This window comes from Paenibacillus rhizoplanae, from assembly GCF_042684125.1.
GTDB lineage: Bacteria > Bacillota > Bacilli > Paenibacillales > Paenibacillaceae > Paenibacillus_AQ > Paenibacillus_AQ rhizoplanae.
Window position 1 is genome coordinate 43,764 of record NZ_JBHUKY010000014.1, and the last position, 20,187, is coordinate 63,950.

Consider the following 20,187-nt stretch of genomic DNA (forward strand, 5'->3'; position numbering starts at 1 on the left):
TAATTTCGATAGATTCCTGAGATACGATAAATACAATGATAGTTTCCTGCGCTAGAACTAACCGGCTGATCAGCCCGAGCGCGGTAATAAAGCGTTCTCTTGCCCTATTATACGTGGCTCTTATACGTATGACAAGCGGTTGACATATGGTGGATTCGTTATTCCATTTGTTATTTGCAAGAATCGGGATCATGTTGCTGCACAGCCTGTTTGCGGTCTCGATAGGCCCGGCAGGCTGCTACAAGCCGGGCTGCTGCCGGGAGATGGGAGGCCAGATGGATATGCGCATAAGCAGCCATGATGCTGCCGCTGATGTAGCCTTCAGGCTGGCTCCCCCCTCTGCCCTTACTCTCATAGGCATAGGTCCGTGCTTCCCCGTCGGGATAGCTCATGACGGAGTAATGAAATTCATGGCCGCGCAGACGCTCGCCCTGCTTCAGCAGCAGACAGTCGTGAAGTGCCGTAACTTCACGATATCCGAGTGCCGCCCGGCGTTCCTGCATCACGGTATGTGCCGGAACGATTCCGGCCATCTCATGCACCACACCGGTGCGGTCTGTCAGGCTGCGGGCCAGCACCATATAGCCGCCGCACTCCGCATACAGCGGCATTCCGGCAGCTGCGGCAGACCTCAGGCCGCTTAGGAAATGCTGGTTCGCGGCAATCACCGCCGCGAATTCTTCCGGGAAGCCGCCGCCGATATAGATGCCATCGGCTTCCGGCGGAATGCCTTCACCTCTGAGCGGGCTGAAGTAAACCAGCCTAGCACCTTCACGTGCGAGCAGCTCCAGATTATCGGCGTAGTAGAAGTTGAACGCCGCGTCCCGGGCGACGGCAATGACCGGGCCAGACTCCACCGGGCCTGTCTGTGTCTTATGTATTATCTGCCCGGCAGGATTACCCTGGTCATCCCCAGCCGCAAGCATCTCCCGCACAGCAGGCGCGGCAGCTGCAAGCTCCAGCAGCCGCTCCAGATCCGTGCCTTGCTCCAGCATGTCGGCGGCACGGTCGAACAAGGGCGCAAGCTCCCCGCGCTCCACTGCGGGCAGCAAGCCCAAATGCCGCTCCGGGATGTCCAGTCCGCTGTCGCGGGGGAGCCAGCCAATCACGGGAATCCCGCAGGCTGCTTCAATGGCCGCCTTAACTAACCGGTAGTGACCCTCGCTGCCGCAGCGGTTCACCAGAACGGCGGCAATCCGCACCTGCGGCTCCAGCTGCCGGAAGCCCAGCACAATCGCCGCAGCACTGCGGCCCATGCTGCGGACATCGACCACCAGCAGCACAGGACTGGCGGTCAGGATGGCGATCTCCGCCGTTGATCCGGTCAGCGCCGTATCCTCCTTACCGTCATACAGTCCCATGACGCCCTCAATGACGGACAAGTCGGCCTCCGCCGAAGCCTGCAGGAAATACTCCTGCAGATAGGCGCTTGAAGTCATCCAGGAGTCCAGGTTGCGCGAGGGACGGCCTGTGACCGCACTGTGATAGGCGGGATCGATATAGTCAGGGCCGCATTTGAAGCCCTGAACCTTCAGGCCCCGCCGGGCAAAAGCGCGCATCAGCCCCAGTGTGACCGTTGTTTTGCCCGAGCCGCTGCCTGTGCCTGCGATGACCAGGCGGGGACGCGCCTGCGGCTCCCGGGGGGCTGATCCAGGCGCTTTTTCATACCCGGCTACATTCCTTGAATCATTCACTGCTGCCCCTCCTTCTCTCCGGGATATACAATTCGGGCTACCGCGATGGTCACATTACCGCTCTTAAGCTTAGGTTGCAAAAGCGAATGCGCACCTGAGGACAACAGCGCAGCAGGTTCACAGACACCGTAAGCCCCCGTTGCCCTGAACACCACCTCAGACGGATGGTCCAGCTCTACTGTATTGAGCTGCTCTGGGGTGTACAGAACCAGCTCCCAGCTGTATTTAGCACACAAGGCCAAGAGTCCTGCTTCATCCCCCTTGATCCCGGCCGTCGCCACATTCCGCACACTATGGAGCGATAGATGAAGCTCATTCAGAGTGTGCAGGACCACGGCTTCCAGCTCTTCCGCAGACGTCCCCCTGTTGCAGCCGAGTCCAAGCACCAGACTGCGGGGGCGATAAACTACAGTGAATTCGGCCAGAGCAGTATCTGCCGGTGCGTCCTCCTCCGGTTCCTCAGCCAACCGGTCGCTTACCACAATCGCTGCGCTGAAGCTGCGTCCGCTATGCCGAAGCTCAGCCCTGCTTGCGAACATAGAGACATGCTCCGGCACCTCAGCACCCGGCGGCAGCCAGTCATGTTCCCCGCTCTCCTGCACAAAAGCCACCGGCTCCCCGTTAACCAGCGCAGCACTAACCCCCTTCATGGGGGTGAAGCTGTCCGCGCGCCAGCCATACTCTTGGCCCAGCAGATCGACAGCGAAGGTGCCCTGCACATCCGAAGCTGTGGTGATCACCGGATGGCTGCCCAGCAGCTCGGCAATCTCCAGTGTCAGCCTGTTCGCTCCGCCGAGATGGCCGGATAGCATGCTGATGACATGCTCCCCGCGCTCATCGATGACGATGACGGCAGGATCGGTTCTTTTATCGCGCAGCAGCGGAGCCGTCAGCCGGACAGCCGCCCCCAGCGAGAAGAACAGAATGACCGCCTCGTAGCTCCCGAAGAGCCTAGGCAGCAACCCTCTGACCGGTCCGTCAAAAACAGTGATCTCTCCGCTCCGCGCCTCCAGCCCGCCGCTGTACTTGGCATAGACAAAGACCTCAGTCCCGCCAAGCCGCCCGCCAAGCTTCACAGCCAGCTCTATCCCGCTGCGCGTAATGGCAACAGCCGCATACCGCTTACTCACCGGAGCCGATTCCTTCCCGGCAGCCGTGGGTGAAGGTCTTGTCATACAGCTTGGAGCGGTGCTGATCGCGGTCCGTCAGCCCGGGGTCCAGCGCCCAGCCGGCCAGGATCATGGCATGCATGGTGATGCCGGCATCCCGCAGGTCCGCCTCCAGCTTCTCGACCGTTGTCCGCAGAATCTGCTGATCCGGCCAAGTGGCCCGCTTCACGACCGCCACCGGGGTCTCCGGGCTCCAGCCTGCGGACAGGAATTCCCTGCTCACATGACCGGCCAGTGATGCACTTAGAAACAGCGCCACCGTGCAGTGATGCTCCGCCAGCTTGCGCAGCTGCTCACGCTCAGGCACCGGCGTGCGCCCTTCCGCACGGGTCAGAATGACCGTCTGCGTCAGCTCCGGTACGGTCAGCTCTGCGCCAAGCGCCGCCGCAGAGGCAAAAACCGAGCTGACGCCCGGCACAATCTCATAACGGACGCCGCATAGCTTCAGCAGCGACATCTGCTCCAGAATCGCTCCATACATGGCGGGGTCTCCGGTGTGGACGCGGGCTACGCTTTTACCGGACTGCACAGCAAGCGTCATCAGCTCCACCTGCTGCTCCAGATCCATGCCCGAGCTCTGAAGCACCTGCGCACCGGGCTTAGCGCTGCGGATCAGCTCCTCGCTGACCAGCGAATCCGCATACAGCACCAGATCTGCCGAGCGCAGAATCCGGCTGCCTTTGACCGTGATCAGCTCCGGGTCGCCCGGTCCGGCACCGACAATATATACTTTTGGCTCCAACAGCTTATTCGTCATTTGCTCACCACCATCAGACTCAGGTACTCCACTTCCTTGCCCCGCAGGTCCCGCGCATCGCGCCAGACGGTCTCATAGGGGGAGGTTACCTTGGTTACCACCGAGGCGCGGCCGGACAAGCCCAGCTCATCCAGCACATCCAGCACCAGATCCAGCACCTTGGCCACCTTAAGGAACACCACCGTATCATGATGCAGCAGCGCTTCTCTAAGCGCCTCCCTGTCGTCCGTAGCCGGGATGATCCCCACCCGCTGATTGCCGTCCGCCAGGGGCTGCTCCAACGCAGCCGCCGCGCCCAGCACCGAGGAAATCCCCGGAACCGAGACGACCGGCACACCGGGATGCAGCTCCTGCATCAGCCGGGACAGATGAATGAAGGTGCTGAAGAGATTAGGATCGCCTTCCGTCACAAAAGCCACATCCCGGCCCTGCTTCAGCTCTCTCCAGCACAGCTCTACCGTTCGGGTCCAGCCGCCTGCCAGCAGCTCCGGGTCCTTCGTCATCGGAAAGACCAGTCCGAGCATGATTTTATCCTGCGGGTCTACATGCAGCTCAATGATTTCATAAGCGTAGGATTTGCCGCCCTTCTTGGTGGCCGGGTAGGCAATCACCGGACATTCCCGCAGCAGACGGCAAGCCTTAAGCGTGATCAGCTCGGGGTCGCCGGGGCCAACGCCTACGCCGTATAACGTTCCGAGCGCCCGGGGAGTCAGTCTTTCCTCCAGAACCAGCTCTTCTGCATCCAGCGGGTCAAATAACGCACTGGCCGCCTGTATCGCTGCTTCTGTCCACAGCGTCCCGGCCGCTTCTCCTGACGATATTTCCTGTCCGTCCGCAGCCTGCTCACGCGGCGAAGTTACATCGGTCTTCATTGCGGGTTCCTCCTTCGTTATTGTCTGATGATTAATGAAGCTTCCGGCCGCTGACCACATAGACGGGATTCATTCCGTCGAACCGGGTCATGCCGAGAATCGGCTTGCCGCGCGACGCCTGAAGCATCGTGACCTCGCAGGCCAGTCCGGCTGCCTTGAGCGCTTCCATGCTGCCATGCAGCGTCTCCACCGTGATCGCCCCAACGACAATCCGGCCCTCCGAGCGCAGTCTGGCGGCGCTGTGCGCAATAATGTTCGCTAATTCCCCGCCGCTGCCGCCGATGAAGACGGCATCCGGATCAGGCAGAGCCGCTAAGCCCTGCGGAGCCTTCTCCTGAATGATTTCGAAATCCGCCCGGAACTTCAGACGATTCGCTGCCATGTTCGGCAGGTTCTCGGCACTTTTCTCCAGAGCGTAGACCTTCCCGAGTCTGGCGATCCGTGCACATTCCGCAGCCACTGCACCCGAGCCGGAGCCGATATCCCACACGACTGCATCCTCGGACAGGTTCAGCTCCGACAGCACCAGCGCGCGGACCTCACGCTTCGTAATCAGGCCTTTCTCCGGCTTACGCTGCCGGAATGCCTCGTCCGGATAAGCGAATCCGCGCCGCACAGGAGCAGAGACCTCCTGCTTATGGCGCAGGATCACGACATTAAGCGCTGAGAACTCCCTGGTCAACATCTCCTCCAGCGTCCAGAACCGGCAGACTTCCTCCGCCCCGCCAAGCCGCTCACAGATAAACGCCTCATATTCTATCATCCCGAACTCCCGCAAATATGCGGCAATGACCGCAGGAGTGTTGTTCTCGTCTGTCAACAGGGCGATTTTGTGCTTGCCGTCGATCCGCTGGGCCAGTCCCTGAATGGGACGACCGTGCAGACTGATCAGCTCCGCATCCTGCCAGCTGTCCCCCAGCCGTGCAAACGCAAGCTGCACGCTGCTATAATGTGGGATCACCTCCACATGCTCCGGCCCGAACCTGCGGACGAGATACCCGGCAATTCCAAAAAAGAACGGGTCCCCCGAGGCCAGCACCACCGTCCGCCGCTCACGCCACACCTCCTCCAGCTTGTCTGTAAAAGGCTTCAGCCCGCCTTGCAGCACGATTTTCTCCCCTCTATACCTGCTGAAAAAATTCAATTGCCGCTCGCCGCCCAGCAGCACCTCGCTGTTGTTCACTATGCTTAAGCTATCCGGTGTCAGGCCGCCGGCGCCATCCTCACCGATCCCGATCACATAAATCAGGTTATCCATGAATCTCCGCCCTTCCCAGCACCCGGCCCTTCATTGTAATGAGCACCATTTCCACAATCATGCCTCCGTTCATATGCGCCAGACTCTGTTCACAGGCATGCCTGCACAGCTGCTCGAAAAAAATGTGATTCCCCGCCTCAGTCATCATATCCACGACCTGTGAGGCTGTGTTGGCGGCAGCAATCTCCTGCACCTGCTCCGGGGACGCTCCCGCACCAGCCGCAACGGAGGCCAGAAATCCGAAATCGACGGGGGCGTTCTTGGAGTGAATCAGCATGGCCCCCTGCGCCACCTTGGAGAATTTACCTGCCATCCCGACGAAGGTAACTTTCCGAAGCCCGTAAGCCTTCGCATGCTCCAGCGAGAAGCCTACATATTCCCCCATCTGGATAAAAGCTTCCTCCGGAAGCTCCGCGAACATCGCGATGGCATATTTCTCGCTGCTGCCGCCTGTGGTCAGCACAATCTGCCGGTTCCCCGCCGCAGCCGCCACCGAGATGGCCTGAACCACACTCGCCTTATAGGCCTCGGTGGAGAATGGGGTCACCACACCCCGCGTGCCCAGGATCGAAATGCCGCCCAGAATACCCAGCCGGGGATTCAGCGTCTTAAGGGCGATGCTCTCGCCCTCCGGCACGCTGATGACTACCCTAAGACCCCGCGCTGCACCGTGCTCCTCCAGTACGGCGGTTACCGCCTCCTGAATCATCCTCCGGGGCACCGGATTAATCGCCGCCTCTCCCACGCCAACCGGCAGGCCCGGCTTGGTCACCCGGCCGACACCGCGGCCCCCGTCAATCTCCACGCCCGGCTGATCACGCCAGCTCACCGCCGCTTCGATCCACGCCAGATGTGTCGCATCCGGGTCGTCTCCGGCATCTTTGACGGTGGCACAGCTTGCTGTGTATGATCCTGTATGCTGCCAGCCAGTCAGCTCAAAGGTGTGGCGGAACCCGGCTGGCAGATCAATCTCTACCGCAGGCAGCCGCTCCCCTGTAATGAGCAGGGTTGCCGCACCTGCGGCTGCCGCTGCGGCACAGGCCCCTGTCGTGTAGCCCCTGCGCAACGGGGGAGCAGGGGTTGTCTCTGCGGATTCGGGATCGGGCAATCCGGTGCCGGGCACTTGTGCGAACTCAGGCCCAGTAGCCTGTTGTACACGATCACCCGCCTGCTCGATCTCGGGGCCGTCTGTTTGCTCCACCTGCCGGGCTGCCTGATCGAACCCGGAGCGGCTGGCTTGCTCTATTTGCTCAGCTGCATGATCGAATCCGAGTACATACGCTTGCTCTGCCTGCTCAGCCTGCCCCGCCCCTGCCTCCCCGCTTCTTTGGCTCCGGCTCTGCCTGACGGCTTGATCCGGTATTTCCTTGGTCATGGCAATCCCTCTTTGCTGATGGTTTAAGAATGAATCCTCACAATCTGCACATCACTGAAGCCTATCCTCTGAGCGTTCGCCTTGGGCAGGTAACTTGTCTTACTCTCTATATAACCTGATTATACTGCTGCTTCTAAGTAAATCAGGAGATTTTTATACAAATATTTCTAGTTCTTCTAGCTCCATTGCACTTTGTACATTAGTTGAACCCCATGTCCGCCAAAAAAGTGAATCTGCTGCATTTTGTACATTAGAATTTGGTGAGGGAGGTGTTGTGGAGCCCTTATCCAAAAATCAAGTGTATGAACTACAACAGAACCGGATTTCAACTATAAAATTACGAATTCTGTTGCACAGAATACAATCACTCAACCCACACGCTACCGCAATCCGCACAGTTAGCACATTTACCTGGTAGTTGGTAAGAACCCTCCAGCCGCCTGATCCGTGATCAGCTGATCAAGCTACCCCAGCCAGCCCGCCGCCCGGCGGACGGCCAGCAGACTTAGTGCGTTCACTGCGGCGACCACAATTGTACTGCCGCCTTTGCGGCCGATATTGGTGATGTAGGGAATATCCAGCTTGCGCAGCTCATCCTTGGACTCTGCCGCCGAGACGAAGCCAACGGGCATGCCGATGACGAGGCCTGGCTGGGCGGCGCCTGCTTTTACCAGACGGATTAGCTCCAGCAGGGCAGTCGGCGCGTTGCCGATGACATAGATTCCCCCTGGTGACTGGGCGCAGGCCTTGCGCGTTGCGATGATCGCCCTTGTGGTTCCCAGCGCCTTCGCCTCGTCCACCACATCAGGATCTGCAATATGTACCCGGACCTCGCCGCCGTACCGCTGAATCCGTTCCTTGGCAATGCCCGCCTCCACCATCCGCACATCCGCTATAATCGGCTTGCCCTGCAGCATGGCGTGAATCCCCGCCTCAATCGCCCCGGGATGAAACACCAGACTGCGTCCCAGCTCAAAATCAGCCGAAGCATGAATAATCCGCTGTACAATCGGGTACTCCAGTGCACTAAACGAATGTTCACCCAGCTCCTCCGTAATCATCTGAAAGCTTAGACCCTCTATCTCCTGCGGCTGTACGGTCACCGGCTTGAACTCTGTCCCGAAATCCACATTCATCCCTCTTCCCTTGTCATTAGCAGCACATTCTTCACAGCAGCCGTAATCTCGTCAAAAGAATCAAACACCGTTCCGCCATCCCCGAAGGACAGCCCCGGCCGCATAATCAGAATCACATATAACCCCATATCCAGCGCGGCATGCAGCTTCTCATCCACCGAGCCCTCGGCCCCGCTCTCCTTGGTAATCATCACCCGGGTGCCATACTGCCGGTATAAGGCCTCATTCATCTCTCTGCTAAAAGGGCCCTGAAGCGCAATAATATTCCGCTGCTCGATCCCAAGGGCTTGGCACTTCTCCAGATTCTCCAGACAAGGCAGCAGCCTTACGGTCAGCCGGATATCCGGATCTCCCAACAGCTCCTCCGCAAAAATCTCCAGCGTTTTGCCGCCGGTGGTCAGCATCACAGATCCCTTCAGCTCCTTGGCCTTGTGCGCAGCCTCTTCATACGAATGCACAAGCAACAGCCGGGGATGGCTGTTATAGATAAGACTCTGCCGCTCGTAGCGGAAGTAAGGCAATCCCAGCGCAGCAGCAGCTTCCATCGCATTGGCATGGGCCTCCAGCGCAAAAGGATGGCTGCCGTCCACCACGGCACGGTACCCGCCCGCTTGCAGCAAGGAGATCATCGCCGTGCGGTCCAGCCTGCCGACGCGGGTGCGGATGCCTGCCGCCTCCAGGCGTTCTGCCCCGCTGGGCGTCACCACGCTGGCCTGCAGCGGCAGGCCTTGGCGCGTAAGACTCTGTGCCAGCTCCCGGGCGTCGCTGGTGCCGCATAACATGAAGATCATCGCGGCTGGCGAAGCGCCTGATCATCTGCCAGAGCTGCCGCCTCCGTTACATCATGCCGCTCATTCCGCCCATGCTGCCCATGGCAGTGATGCCCGTGCGCGTGTTGCGTGTGCCCATGTTCATCATGCTCGTGATGCGTGCACTCGTGCTGCCCATGCTCATGATTACCATGCCCGCAATGTCCATGTTCCTCATGGCAATGATGCACATGTCCGTGCTCATGATCTCCATGCTCATGGTGCCCGTGTCCATGTCCCTCATGACTGTGATGCCCATGCCCGTGATGTTCATGCTCATGCTCTCCATGCCCCTCCTCACCATGGTGATGGTGATGATGCAAAGAGGCTGCATCGCGGTATTTGCAGTTATCGCAGTTGCTGAAGGCACGGCCTTCCAGCGTCTCCTCGATCCGCTCTGTCAGCATATCCGCCAGCAGCGGATGTGCGCCCAGCGTGCCGCCGATCTCCACTTCAAGCCCTGGATGCTCCGCTGCAAATTGCGCCACTCTCTCAGCGAACTGCTGCATTAGCACTCCGGTGAACAGCAGGTACGGCAGAACAATAATTTTGCGCGCACCCAGTGCCAGGCAGCGCTCAAGCCCGTCCGGCAGCGACGGCTTGGCGATGGCTATGAAGCAGCTTTCCACACTTCGGTAGCCTGTTTTCTCCCAGAGCATCCGGCTTATTTTATACAGATCACTGTTAGCATCCGGGTCACTGCCCCCGCGTCCCATCAGCAGCACGATGGTATCCTTATCCTCTATCGTGGATGCACCGTTCCCGCGCAGGTCCAGGTCCATTCCGCCAGCCGCCTTCACCTGCACCACTGGAAGTCGTTCTGCTTCCTGAATCCGCTCCAGCAGAATATCGACGGCACGGTCCTGCACCCCCAGCGGACGCCCGTAGATGAACTTCACCCCAGGATATCTCTGCTTGGCTTCATCAATGGCCATTGGAATATCGAGCTTGGAATGCCCTGCCGCGAACAAAATAATCGGCACCACGTATATCTCCGCCGCACCGCCCTCGATACATCTCGCAATTCCGCCAGCGATAGAAGGGGAGGCGAGCTCTATGAAGCAGGTCTCGACCTTCAGCTCCGGCTTACGGGCCGCGAGCAGGCGGGTGAATTCCAGCAGCTCCTCATTTCCCGCTTGAACCCGGCTCCCGTGTCCCACCAGTAATACCGTTCTCATCGTCTGCACTCCTTCTATGTTGTTGTTATTGTCGGATGTATGGGCTGCACCACCTTTTGCGCTGTCCATCCGTTCCCGGAACGCATGATAACGCTCCTGCTCCCGGCCATTAGCCCGGTAATCCTCAACTGCCGCAGATACAGCGGCTAACGCTTGATCTTCGTCCATCCCTTCACGCACCAAAATCCCGGAATGGGCGCCCCGCCCGGACTTCTTGCCGCCGAGATACAGCTCATAGCTGCCGCGCGAGCATACGAGCCCGATGTCATCCAGCACAGCTGAGCTGCAAGCCATCCCGCAGCCGGCTACACTGATGTGCAGCTCTCTGGGCACAGCGAGTCCATGCAGCAGGGTGTGCAGCCGGACAGCAGCACTTAACGCCCCGCTTCTGCGCAGCTCACAGAACCCGCAGGTTTTCACCTTCACGTAATCTCCAGGCGTACTTACATTCAGTCCGGCCTCCAGCAGCCTTGCTCCTGCCTCTGCTTCTTCACTCCGGCTGCCGCGCAGCAGGAAATACCCGTCCTTCGTATAGACCAATTGCCCTTCGCTGCCCGCAAGCTCAGCCAGCAGCTTCATCTGATCGCCGCTGAAGCTGCGGCTGCCGGCTGCCGGAGCAATCTCCAGCTCGAAGGGAGACTCTGCTGCTCTCCCCGCATCCACAGCTTGTGCCGCTCCGGCTCCAGCTGCCCCCTCTGCCTGCCCGGACTCCGCCGCAGCCAGTGACCAAGGCTCAGCTGCCGTGCGCAGCCGCTCGTGCGGCTTCAGTGTCTGCGTCTGTGCCCCGAGACTATACTTGCGCTCATATCCGCGCGGCGTAATCATAAGGTCCTCATAGACAACGGTAGCAGAGTTGCCGACCACCACTGTCGAGAGCATGCCGATCTCATGCTCCAGCATATCCTGCAGCGTGGTTACGACGGTCTGCTGGCGGTCACGGTAGGCGCTTTTGACAATGCCTACCGGTGTAGCCGGATCACGGTAACGCAGCAGAATGCCCCGCGCTTCTTCAATCTGGCGCGTCCGTCTGCCGCTGCGCGGATTATAGAACGCAATGACGAAATCCGCCGCCCCCGCCGCTTCCACACGCGCAGCAATGCTCTCCCAGGGCGTAAGATGATCGCTCAGGCTGATTGTGCAGGAATCATGCATTATCGGGGCCCCCAACAGTGAGGAGCAGGACTGGATCGCCGAGATTCCCGGGATCACCTCGACCTGTACCCCATCTGAGCGGCTCCAGCCGCGTTCAATCAGCACCTCGTAGACCAGCCCGGCCATTCCGTAGACACCGGCATCGCCGCTGGAGATTACCGCAATCGTCTGCCCTTCTTCTGCTCTGCGGACGGCCTCCTGGGCCCGGCTGACCTCCTCGGTCATTCCCGTGCCGACAATCTCCTGATGCCGCAGCAGCGGCCTGATCAGATCTACATAAGTGGTATAGCCAATGACCGCCTCGCTCTCATCCAGCGCAGCCAGTGCGCGGCCGGTAATATGCTCCAGCGCTCCGGGGCCGAAGCCGATAATCAGCAGTTTTCCTTGTTTGTTCATTCTTCTTCCCCCGTTCATGAATAGCTGTGGTTAAGCGCAAGCAGCTTATGCAGCTTCACTTTGAATTCGTCGGCGGTGCGGGGAGCGCTCTGACCTGCGGTCAGGCTGGCAGGCAGGCTGAACCATAAGTCAGCCAGCAGCGGTAATCCCAGACCAATGGACAATAGCTCCTCCCGTCCCGCAAAAATCTCCTCCGGTGTCCCCGCCGCCCGGCATCTTCCATGCTCCAGTACAATAATCCAGTCCGCCCAGCGGTAGGCCAGGTCCATATCATGCGTAGCCATAACTACGGTTGTCCCTTTATCATGTATGGCTTCAAGCCCCTTCAGCATCTGCGTTTCCGATAACGGGTCCAGATACGAGGTCGGCTCATCCAGCAGAATCAGCTCCGGCTCCATAGCCAGCACACCGGCGAGTGCCGTGCGTTTTTTCTGGCCAAGACTAAGCTGGTGAATCGGTTTATCGCCCAGATCGGTCAGATTCAGCAGCTCCATGACCTCCCGGCAGCGCGCAGCAATAGCCGGTTCTGCCATGCCGCTGCCGCGCAGCCCGAACGACACATCCTCCAGCGGTGTGCTGAGGATCAGCTGCTGCTCGGGGTCCTGGAAAACCAGGCCCACTTTCCGCCGCAGAGCGGCCAGCTCTTTTTTCGAGTAGGATAACGCCTTCCCTCCTTGCACAACCGTACCCTGCTGCGGGCGCAAAATGCCGACGGCATGCAGGAACAACGTCGATTTACCCGAACCGTTATGGCCGAGCACTGCCGTCTTGCTGCCTGCGGGGATGGAAAACGTAAGTTCATGCAGTGCAGGCTCCTTCGTATCCGGGTAGTGAAAGACCACTCCGTCACAAGCCAAGCTAGATTCCTGAACCATGGCCGGCTCCTTTCATGTGTTAGTGATAAAGTACGCCTCAGCCAGCAGCAGTAGCGCAATACCGGCATAAGCCTGAACGGTATACCGCCGCGGTACAGGACGCGCAGTATAAGGCGGGAGAATAATCTCGTCTGTGAATCCGCGGGCCAGCAGCCCCTGCGATAATCCGTAATAACGGTGCATCGTGTTGCCGAACAGCGCTCCTGCCATGGCCGCAGTCTCCCGCAGCATAGCCTTGTAACCCCGGCGGCCTCCGCGCAGCCTGCGGGCCAGCAACAGACCATGCGCTGCATCACTCAGCAGGAACAAGAAGCGATACATAATCAGCATCAGCTCCAGGACAATCTGCGGCATCCGCAGCCTGCGCAGCACCTGTAAAAGCTCACTGAACGGAGTAGTGAACATCAGGAAAAAGAAACAGCTCATGCAGGCAGAGATTCTGGCCAGCAGTTCTCCCGCCCGCTGAAGCCCGGCCGCTGTAACATATACCGGCAGGTTCAGTCCCGGCAGCGGGAATATTCCTCCCTCTCCCGCTGCCGGATGCCCGAATTCCACGAGCAGCGCCGGTACGCTAAGGGCATAGAACAGCAGCGCTGTGCCGAACAGCATGCCATAAGCACGGAAGGGAATGCGGGCCTGAAATATACACCAGGACATCATCCATAGGGTGATCACAGCCTGTAGTACCGGATGTACGGTGTAAGAGAGCAGGAACATCAGGGCTGCGAACGAGCTTTTCCACATCGGGGACAACTGGCGCAGAGCATTATTGTAGGAGAGAACGTCAATCCGCCGGATCACTTGCTGTTATGCTGCTTCGTCACGCCCTGCTTACCCTTGAGCAGTCCCAGGGTATAACCGATCACACCGGCACCAATCGCTGCCTGCAATGCAAACAGCATACTCTCCGTCTCCCCAGGCAGCTCAGTCAGCGGCTTGAACCACGGCTTATAGTCAGGATTAATCTCGGTAATCACACCTTCAGCCGCATCATCGGCCCCGCCGAATTCCCCATTGACCAGCAGCAGCGGCAGAATGACCAGCAGAATAACAACCAGCAGCATCAACACATTTTTCCATTTATTGCTCATTAGGCTCTCCCTCCGTTCACCTTGCGTTTCAGCAGCGACAATTCATTCGGGCTATACGATTTCAGCCAGTTCCACAACAGTACCGTCAATAGCCCTTCACTGATGGCCAGCGGGATTTGCGTCACGGCAAAGATGCCCCCGAATTTGAGAAAAGAAGTCAGAACGCCGCCATCCGCCGCCGGAAAAGCCACCGCCAATTGAAAGGAAGTCACTACATACGTACTCAGATCAGCCACCGCAGCCGCACAGAACAAGGCCAGCTTCTCGCGGTCCGGCAGCTTCATCATCAGCTTATACACTGCATATCCGGCAAAAGGACCCGCCACCGCCATCGAGAACGCATTGGCCCCAAGCGTAGTGATCCCGCCGTGCGCCAGCAGCAGCGCCTGAAAGAGCAGGACAATCGAGCCGATTACGCTCATCGGGAGCGGCCCCAGCATTACCGCACCAAGACCGGTACCGGTCGGGTGGGAGCTGCTTCCGGTAACGGAAGGCATTTTGAGCGCAGACAGGACGAAGGTAAACGCCCCAGCCAGACCCAGCAGCAGCTTCAGCTCAGGGTTCTCCCGGGTCATGGCTCTCAGCTTGAAGATTCCCAGGACAAAGAACGGAACAAACGCCGCCCACCAGAATACCGCCCAGCCTACCGGCAGGAATCCTTCCATAATGTGCATCGCGCGGGCCGTACCCGGTTCGTTCAGCATAAAGTACACCGTAAATCCGGCAACCAGTGCCGCAAAGCTCCACCATCTGTGCTTTTTCATTTGTCACCCTCCATGTTTGTTCATTTCCCGTTAAAGATCTTAAAGCCAAAAAAACCCACCCTAAAGGGTGGGAGTGTATGTACGCAGGCAAGTTCGATAGAGCGCGCAACCCGTGGCTAAGCGGAACAAGGTGCTTCTCATCGTCCCATCACTAGGGGCCGTATCCTTGTATCCAGCAGCTATAAACCGGGGGTCCTCTCTACACTCAAGATTCCTCCGGTCCATCAGGGCAGAACGCCTCTTCTCATTAACCTATCCGTACACCGCTCCTATCCGCGTAGAGTCGTGGTGTGCGTCGACAAGGTAGGTCTCCTGGCTTGGAATACAGGCGCCGCAGGCTTCGTCTTCCCCGGGGCTTCCCGAGTGACATTATGAAGTGCAGCTCTTCCATACAGTGGCGGGACCGCTCGGGAGTTGCACCCGATTCCCTGTTATCCCTTGCCGCTTCCGGCAAGAGCACCTTGTTTCACCGCTAATTCATCTCACATCATAGCGGACTCGGCCTAGCATGTCTGTGATATAAATTGGAAAAGCTGGCCTGCGGACAATCTTGGCTTGTAGAAATTTTATTTGAGTAATATAATTATTAACTATATAACCTGAACGTGGAGGCATCCGATGAAACTTGATCTAACCGAACAATCTCTGCCTGTGTACGAGGCCCTGTCCAGTACCGTGCGTCTGCATATGCTGCGGCTGCTGTCCGATAAGCCCATGAACGTGAAGGAGCTGGCCGCAGCCCTCAAGCTAAGCAGTGCGATTATGACCATGCATGTGCGCAAGCTCGAAGCCGCCGGGCTGATCCGCAGCCATATGGCTCCCGGTAAAAGCGGACTGCAGAAGATTTGCACACTGGCCGCCGACGGGGCGGAGATTGTTTTTCCGGGACAGGCCCGGACTCCGCGCAGAGGGTACCGCAAGGACATCCCGGTGGGGCATTATTCCGACTTCCAGATCGAGCCTACCTGCGGGCTATCTACGACAGAGAGGGTCATCGGGCACTTTGACGATCCCCGTTACTTCTGGGATCAGGAGCGGGTGAACGCCGGGATTCTCTGGTTCGGCAAGGGGTTCGTCGAATATAAAATCCCGAATTTCCTGCTGTCGAGCCAGCAGCCGGAGGAGCTTGCCATCACGATGGAGATCGCCTCCGAAGCCCCGTCGGTCAACAACAACTGGCCGTCGGATATTACCTTCACGCTGAACGGACAATCGCTCGGCTTCTGGACCAGCCCTGGTGATTACGGAGATAATCCGGGAAAATACACACCAGCCTGGTGGCCTGCACTCACCAATCAATACGGCCTGCTCAAGCAGCTGCGGATTACGCAGTCGGGCACTTTCATGGATGGGCAGAAGCTGTCCGAGGTCACCCTGGATCAGGTGGGCATCCGTAACAAACAATGGACCTTCCGGCTCTCCGTCGAGGAGGATGCCGAGCACATCGGCGGTCTCACCCTGTTCGGCAAGGGCTTCGGCAATTACAACGAGGATCTTGTGTTTGAGCTGTTTTATACGGATACTGTCGCAGATTTGCCGGGTTCTTTATAAAGGCTCGTCTGGTAGCTATCTAGCAGGTGGTCTGTTAGATAGGTTGGAGAGGAAGATGGGTAGATAGGTTTGATAGACTAATTAGTTTTGAGTGGTTTGATTGGTTAGATAGTTAGACTAATTAGGTTAGTTTTCGATTCAGCTACTTTTGCAGCCAAGACTCCTCATTTCCACTCAAAGCCCACTTTTGGCAAATTCAGGTGCACTAGTGCTCTTTATTTCCACTCAAAGCTCACTTTCTGCCTCACCAGAGGGATTTATACATCTCTTTTCCTCATCCAGCCCACTTCCCGCCGCATTAGAGGGATTTATCCCTCTCTTTTCCTCATCCAGCCCACTTCCCGCCGCATTAGAGGGATTTATCCCTCTCTTTTCCTCATCCAGCCCACTTTCCGCCGCATTAGAGGGATTTATCCCTCTCTTTTCCTCATCCAGCCCACTTTCCGCCGCATTAGAGGGATTTATCCCTCTCATTTCCTCCTCCAGTCCACTTCCCGCCCCACCAATCGGGTTTATCCCCTTTACTTTCTCACCATTATCTTCTTTCTATATCTGCATATCACCCTCCCACCTTCGCCTCCTCTCACACTTTCCTCTCCCTTCCCCTCTCCTCCACAACGCAAAAAAAGCCCCTCCAACCGCCGCATTATGCAGGTTGGAGGGGCTATCGGTGATCGGTCCGTCTCTTATGGCAAGAGCGGCTTCTAGCCTATCTATTTCGCCTGGCCCCTTGCCGTGAGGCGTGGGCCGTCATTCCGCCACCGGCTGCCACTGTCCGCCGCCCGGCAGCGGACAGCTGCGGGCCTTCAGCCGGGCAACAACGGGAATGATACAGCCGCAGGCGGTACAGGTTACGCCATCCTGCAGCTTGGGGCAAGCCCCGCAAAGCGCAATCCGCTCGGCATAAACCTCGTCTGAAGCGGTATTGCCGGGATTGAACATGGAGGACGCCAGAATGCGGGCAATCTGCGCTTCCGTGACCTTGTACTCCTCCCGGCATCCTTTGCAGGCTGAAGTGGTTGTCATGCGGTTCTCTCCTTAGGCTTGTGGAGTGATGGCCAGTACCGTTACCGACATTGGCGGCAGCTCTACAGTCAGCGTATCCCCTTCAAGCTTGAAGGCGCTGAATGCCTGCGGAGTTACAGCTTCCGGCTGCTCAAAGCTATTGTGGGCATCGATGGAAGCTCCGGCCAGCGTCGTTCCGCTTACAGATGCTTGACCAGCCAGTCCGCGCAGGGCAAGCGGTAACACTGCCGATGACGCGTGATTCAGGTTACACAGGCTGACATGAATGATGCCCTCAGCATTGACTGAAGCCGAAGCCGATACTTCAGGAATCTCTACGCCTTCATAGCTGTATACCGGGCTGTCCACAGTCAACTCCAGCAGTTCTGCATCCTGATGCACCTTGTACATGTTGAATACATGGTAAGTAGGAGTCAGGAGCATTTTCTCGCCTTCGGTCAGAATAACAGCCTGCAGCACGTTCACGGTCTGGGCAATGTTCGCCATACGTACACGGTCACTGTGCTTGTGGAAAATATTCAGCGTCAAGCCGGCCACCAGCGCATCGCGGATCGTGTTCTGCTGGTAGAGGAAGCCCGGGTTCGTACCCGGCTCAACATCATACCAGGTGCCCCATTCGTCAACGATAAGGCCGACTCTTTTCTCAGGATCGTATTTGTCCATGATAGCGATATGACGGGTAACCAGCTCATCCATGAACAGTGCTTTCTTCAACGTTGTGAAGTATTCGTCTGTTCCGAAGCCTGTAGCCGCGCCCTTATGATTCCAGTCCGAAGTAGGCAGGGTGTAATAGTGCAGAGTAAGGGAATCCATGAAGCGGGTAGCTTCGCGCATCAGTACTTCCGTCCAGTTATAATCATCCGCATTCGCCCCGCAGGCGATCCGGTGGATCTTATTGTCACCATAGTTACGCACATACGTCTGATATTGGCGGTACAGATCGGCATAGAATTCAGGACGCATGTTACCGCCGCAGCCCCAGTTCTCGTTGCCTACGCCGAAATACTTGACGCTCCAGGCATCTTCCTGGCCGTTCTTCTGACGCAGCTCAGCCATTGGAGAGACTCCGTTGAAGGTCAGATATTCCACCCACTCGGACATCTCTTGAACAGTTCCACTACCTACGTTACCGTTGATGTACGGCTCACATTCCAGCATCGCGCAGAGGAGCATGAATTCATGCGTACCGAAATGGTTGTTCTCTACCGCACCGCCCCAGTGTGTGTTAATCATACGCTTGCGATCTTCGCTCGGGCCGATGCCGTCCTTCCAGTGGTATTCATCGGCGAAGCAGCCGCCCGGCCAGCGCAATACCGGAATCTTCATTTCCTTAAGCGCTTCCACTACGTCGTTGCGGATACCCTTAGTGTTCGGAATTGGGGAATCTTCGCCCACCCAGATGCCTTCATAGATACAGCGTCCAAGATGCTCAGCGAAATGTCCGTAGATGTTGCGGTCAATCTTACCTTTGCGGATGTCGGTGTTCAGTACAATGCGTTCTGCCATGGGAAGTTAACGCTCCTCTTTAGGTTAATATATTTGTTAATCATTTAACACTTATATTAACATTATAATCAAGCTTCCTCCGGTTCGTCAATCTTTATCTTAAGCAGAACTTCCCGCACTCCCGCATTTCACTTCCCCGCCAAAAATGATATTATGGACACACAAATAATGCACAATTGGAGAGTATGATGATTAGACCTATCAGTAAAGATATATCGCTTCTTAGCCAGAAATCTGCTCCGGCCACGGAAAAGGATCTGCCCGTGTTAATGGATCTTGTGGAGACCCTGAACGCCAACTCCGACCGGTGCGTCGGCATGGCTGCGGACATGATTGGCGTCAACAAACGCATCATTGCCATCCGCGTGGAGCAGCAATTAACCCTTTCAATGATCAATCCGGTGATCGTCAAGCGCGCCCGTCCTTATGACACCGAGGAAGGCTGCCTGTCGCTTGAAGGCGTACGCCCAGCGAAACGATACGATTATATTGAGGTGGAATACCTCGATTATAATTTCAAGAAGCACCGGGATAGCTTTACCGGATTTACGGCGCAGGTTATCCAGCATGAGGTGGATCACTGCGAGGGTATTGTCATTTGAGCCGGGACCTGAGAGCGATAACCTTCAGCAAGACGGCCGCCGAGCAAATTCTGAGGAATGAGACCGATACCCGCACGCTTTTGTCAGAGTATCCTGAATACAAAGACGAGGTTCTGCTTGAGATCAATGCCTTATCGAGCCAAAAACGCGCCAACCTGATCCATAATTTGCTCGCCAGCTATACAAGTAGCGCCAAAATAGCGAAGAGCAAAATTGTCAAAAGCGGCTTTAATCAAACCACCATTAACGCTTTTCTTCCTAATATTATTAAAGCCCGCTTTGCCATTTATCTGATCGAACAGCTGCAATTAGCGGTGTCCGCCGAATCAGCCTCCGGGCCTGTCCGGTTCAATCTCTGGGACGGTTATATTCTGCAGAAGCTCCTGTTCAAGGAAAAGCTTGTACGCAAGCCCGTATCACTCCCTCTGTTCCGGGTATGCTGGAAGCTGATTATCCGCCCCCGGATGCTGATGCCGCTTGTCAATAAACAAGGGATCTACTGCTTCTATTCCCGTACGTTAATCAAGCGCCTGTCCGCTCTGATCGGGGATAAGGAGTGCCTGGAGATCGGTGCGGGTGACGGTACCTTGACGAGATTCCTTAACGATAACGGCACAGCCTGCCGGGCAACCGATGATTATAGCTGGGCGCATTATATCACCTACCCGGATTTTGTGGAGAAAGCCGATGCCAAAGCCGCCCTGAGCAAATACGCTCCTAAGGTTGTACTTTGTTCCTGGCCGGTGCCCGGCAACCCTTATGAGAAGCATGTTTTTAATACGGAATCTGTAGAGTTGTATATTGTAATCGGCACAAGAGACCCGGCGATTACCGGTGACTTAGACGCGTATGATAAGGCTAAGCATTTCAGCATGGAGCTGAATGAGGAATTATCCCGCCTGCTTGTGCCGCCCTCTGAGGATAATGCGATCTATCTCTTCACACGCAAACAAGACAGTACACGCTCACGATAGGT

The 20,187-nt window shown here is 57.2% G+C and carries 19 protein-coding genes, 1 pseudogene and 1 riboswitch; of the genes and pseudogenes, 3 read left to right on the plus strand and 17 right to left on the minus strand.

Going from position 1 to position 20,187, the window contains the following annotated elements:
- Positions 1 to 170 precede the first annotated feature (170 nt).
- From ACFSX3_RS05655 to ACFSX3_RS05720, 14 genes and pseudogenes are all read right to left on the minus strand, one after another.
- Complete coding sequence (locus ACFSX3_RS05655; RefSeq protein WP_379312714.1) at positions 171 to 1,616, minus strand: cobyrinate a,c-diamide synthase; 1,446 nt, start codon at positions 1,614 to 1,616, stop codon at positions 171 to 173.
- A gap of 74 nt (positions 1,617 to 1,690) precedes the next feature.
- Complete coding sequence (locus tag ACFSX3_RS05660; protein WP_209991516.1) at positions 1,691 to 2,824, minus strand: cobalt-precorrin 5A hydrolase; 1,134 nt, start codon at positions 2,822 to 2,824, stop codon at positions 1,691 to 1,693.
- On the minus strand, positions 2,817 to 3,620 hold the full coding sequence (cobM, locus tag ACFSX3_RS05665) for a precorrin-4 C(11)-methyltransferase (protein WP_209991437.1): 804 nt from the start codon (positions 3,618 to 3,620) through the stop codon (positions 2,817 to 2,819). The genes ACFSX3_RS05660 and cobM overlap by 8 nt, the downstream gene beginning before the upstream one ends.
- Positions 3,617 to 4,492 (minus strand): precorrin-2 C(20)-methyltransferase, encoded by an 876-nt coding sequence (cobI, locus tag ACFSX3_RS05670; protein WP_209991438.1) that lies wholly within the window; start codon positions 4,490 to 4,492, stop codon positions 3,617 to 3,619. The genes cobM and cobI overlap by 4 nt, the downstream gene beginning before the upstream one ends.
- 31 nt (positions 4,493 to 4,523) lie before the next feature.
- Complete coding sequence (gene cbiE, locus ACFSX3_RS05675; RefSeq protein WP_209991439.1) at positions 4,524 to 5,750, minus strand: precorrin-6y C5,15-methyltransferase (decarboxylating) subunit CbiE; 1,227 nt, start codon at positions 5,748 to 5,750, stop codon at positions 4,524 to 4,526.
- The gene (locus ACFSX3_RS05680; RefSeq protein ID WP_209991517.1) at positions 5,743 to 6,858 is read right to left on the minus strand and encodes a cobalt-precorrin-5B (C(1))-methyltransferase; all 1,116 of its coding nucleotides are present in this window, start codon (positions 6,856 to 6,858) and stop codon (positions 5,743 to 5,745) included. Before ACFSX3_RS05680 ends, cbiE begins: the two co-directional genes overlap by 8 nt.
- Before the next feature lie 731 nt (positions 6,859 to 7,589).
- Positions 7,590 to 8,255 (minus strand): precorrin-8X methylmutase, encoded by a 666-nt coding sequence (locus tag ACFSX3_RS05685; protein WP_209991440.1) that lies wholly within the window; start codon positions 8,253 to 8,255, stop codon positions 7,590 to 7,592.
- Positions 8,256 to 8,257: 2 nt separating this feature from the next.
- A complete protein-coding gene (cobK, locus tag ACFSX3_RS05690) occupies positions 8,258 to 9,052 on the minus strand; it encodes a precorrin-6A reductase (protein ID WP_209991441.1) in 795 nt (264 codons plus the stop codon).
- Entirely contained in the window at positions 9,049 to 10,317 is a 1,269-nt protein-coding gene (locus ACFSX3_RS05695) for a sirohydrochlorin chelatase (protein ID WP_379258877.1), read from the minus strand. The genes cobK and ACFSX3_RS05695 overlap by 4 nt, the downstream gene beginning before the upstream one ends.
- A pseudogene (gene cobJ, locus ACFSX3_RS05700) lies at positions 10,300 to 11,796 on the minus strand (precorrin-3B C(17)-methyltransferase); the annotation flags it as partial. The gene ACFSX3_RS05695 and the pseudogene cobJ, both read right to left, overlap by 18 nt.
- Before the next feature lie 14 nt (positions 11,797 to 11,810).
- Entirely contained in the window at positions 11,811 to 12,671 is an 861-nt protein-coding gene (locus ACFSX3_RS05705; protein WP_209991443.1) for an energy-coupling factor ABC transporter ATP-binding protein, read from the minus strand.
- 12 nt (positions 12,672 to 12,683) lie between these two features.
- On the minus strand, positions 12,684 to 13,472 hold the full coding sequence (cbiQ, locus tag ACFSX3_RS05710) for a cobalt ECF transporter T component CbiQ (protein ID WP_209991444.1): 789 nt from the start codon (positions 13,470 to 13,472) through the stop codon (positions 12,684 to 12,686).
- Complete coding sequence (locus ACFSX3_RS05715) at positions 13,469 to 13,762, minus strand: energy-coupling factor ABC transporter substrate-binding protein (RefSeq protein WP_209991445.1); 294 nt, start codon at positions 13,760 to 13,762, stop codon at positions 13,469 to 13,471. Before ACFSX3_RS05715 ends, cbiQ begins: the two co-directional genes overlap by 4 nt.
- Positions 13,762 to 14,526 carry an energy-coupling factor ABC transporter permease gene (locus ACFSX3_RS05720; protein WP_209991446.1) on the minus strand — a complete coding sequence of 255 codons (765 nt, stop codon included), beginning with the start codon at positions 14,524 to 14,526 and terminating at the stop codon, positions 13,762 to 13,764. Before ACFSX3_RS05720 ends, ACFSX3_RS05715 begins: the two co-directional genes overlap by 1 nt.
- 285 nt (positions 14,527 to 14,811) lie before the next feature.
- Positions 14,812 to 15,005: riboswitch (cobalamin riboswitch) on the minus strand.
- Positions 15,006 to 15,144: 139 nt separating this feature from the next.
- Here ACFSX3_RS05720 and ACFSX3_RS05725 point away from each other — a divergent pair.
- Positions 15,145 to 16,077, plus strand: a complete 933-nt coding sequence (locus ACFSX3_RS05725) for an ArsR/SmtB family transcription factor (protein ID WP_209991447.1) — start codon at positions 15,145 to 15,147, stop codon at positions 16,075 to 16,077.
- Positions 16,078 to 16,302: 225 nt separating this feature from the next.
- Here ACFSX3_RS05725 and ACFSX3_RS05730 read toward each other — a convergent pair whose 3' ends face one another.
- From ACFSX3_RS05730 to ACFSX3_RS05740, 3 genes are all read right to left on the minus strand, one after another.
- Positions 16,303 to 16,551: a hypothetical protein gene (locus tag ACFSX3_RS05730; protein ID WP_209991448.1), complete on the minus strand. Its 249-nt coding sequence runs from the start codon at positions 16,549 to 16,551 to the stop codon at positions 16,303 to 16,305.
- Positions 16,552 to 16,827: 276 nt separating this feature from the next.
- The gene (locus tag ACFSX3_RS05735) at positions 16,828 to 17,103 is read right to left on the minus strand and encodes a DUF6171 family protein (RefSeq protein WP_209991449.1); all 276 of its coding nucleotides are present in this window, start codon (positions 17,101 to 17,103) and stop codon (positions 16,828 to 16,830) included.
- Positions 17,104 to 17,115: 12 nt separating this feature from the next.
- Positions 17,116 to 18,609: an alpha-N-arabinofuranosidase gene (locus ACFSX3_RS05740; protein ID WP_209991450.1), complete on the minus strand. Its 1,494-nt coding sequence runs from the start codon at positions 18,607 to 18,609 to the stop codon at positions 17,116 to 17,118.
- A 185-nt stretch (positions 18,610 to 18,794) separates the two neighbouring features.
- Between ACFSX3_RS05740 and ACFSX3_RS05745 the strand changes: the two genes are divergently transcribed.
- Both ACFSX3_RS05745 and ACFSX3_RS05750 read left to right on the plus strand, forming a co-directional pair.
- The gene (locus ACFSX3_RS05745) at positions 18,795 to 19,211 is read left to right on the plus strand and encodes a peptide deformylase (protein WP_200869220.1); all 417 of its coding nucleotides are present in this window, start codon (positions 18,795 to 18,797) and stop codon (positions 19,209 to 19,211) included.
- On the plus strand, positions 19,208 to 20,185 hold the full coding sequence (locus ACFSX3_RS05750) for a hypothetical protein (RefSeq protein ID WP_209991451.1): 978 nt from the start codon (positions 19,208 to 19,210) through the stop codon (positions 20,183 to 20,185). Before ACFSX3_RS05745 ends, ACFSX3_RS05750 begins: the two co-directional genes overlap by 4 nt.
- Positions 20,186 to 20,187 lie beyond the last annotated feature (2 nt).

What these genes read in the sequence shown, in the direction of transcription:
- cobM (WP_209991437.1), bottom strand. Translation starts at nt 3,620, where the DNA reads ATGACGAATAAGCTGTTGGAGCCAAAAGTATATATTGTCGGTGCCGGA.
- ACFSX3_RS05735 (WP_209991449.1), bottom strand. Translation starts at nt 17,103, where the DNA reads ATGACAACCACTTCAGCCTGCAAAGGATGCCGGGAGGAGTACAAGGTC.
- cbiE (WP_209991439.1), bottom strand. Translation starts at nt 5,750, where the DNA reads ATGGATAACCTGATTTATGTGATCGGGATCGGTGAGGATGGCGCCGGC.
- ACFSX3_RS05725 (WP_209991447.1), top strand. Translation starts at nt 15,145, where the DNA reads ATGAAACTTGATCTAACCGAACAATCTCTGCCTGTGTACGAGGCCCTG.
- cobI (WP_209991438.1), bottom strand. Translation starts at nt 4,492, where the DNA reads ATGAAGACCGATGTAACTTCGCCGCGTGAGCAGGCTGCGGACGGACAG.
- ACFSX3_RS05745 (WP_200869220.1), top strand. Translation starts at nt 18,795, where the DNA reads ATGATGATTAGACCTATCAGTAAAGATATATCGCTTCTTAGCCAGAAA.
- ACFSX3_RS05715 (WP_209991445.1), bottom strand. Translation starts at nt 13,762, where the DNA reads ATGAGCAATAAATGGAAAAATGTGTTGATGCTGCTGGTTGTTATTCTG.
- ACFSX3_RS05705 (WP_209991443.1), bottom strand. Translation starts at nt 12,671, where the DNA reads ATGGTTCAGGAATCTAGCTTGGCTTGTGACGGAGTGGTCTTTCACTAC.
- ACFSX3_RS05695 (WP_379258877.1), bottom strand. Translation starts at nt 10,317, where the DNA reads ATGGACAGCGCAAAAGGTGGTGCAGCCCATACATCCGACAATAACAAC.
- ACFSX3_RS05740 (WP_209991450.1), bottom strand. Translation starts at nt 18,609, where the DNA reads ATGGCAGAACGCATTGTACTGAACACCGACATCCGCAAAGGTAAGATT.
- ACFSX3_RS05720 (WP_209991446.1), bottom strand. Translation starts at nt 14,526, where the DNA reads ATGAAAAAGCACAGATGGTGGAGCTTTGCGGCACTGGTTGCCGGATTT.
- ACFSX3_RS05730 (WP_209991448.1), bottom strand. Translation starts at nt 16,551, where the DNA reads ATGAGAGGGATAAATCCCTCTAATGCGGCGGAAAGTGGGCTGGATGAG.
- cobK (WP_209991441.1), bottom strand. Translation starts at nt 9,052, where the DNA reads ATGATCTTCATGTTATGCGGCACCAGCGACGCCCGGGAGCTGGCACAG.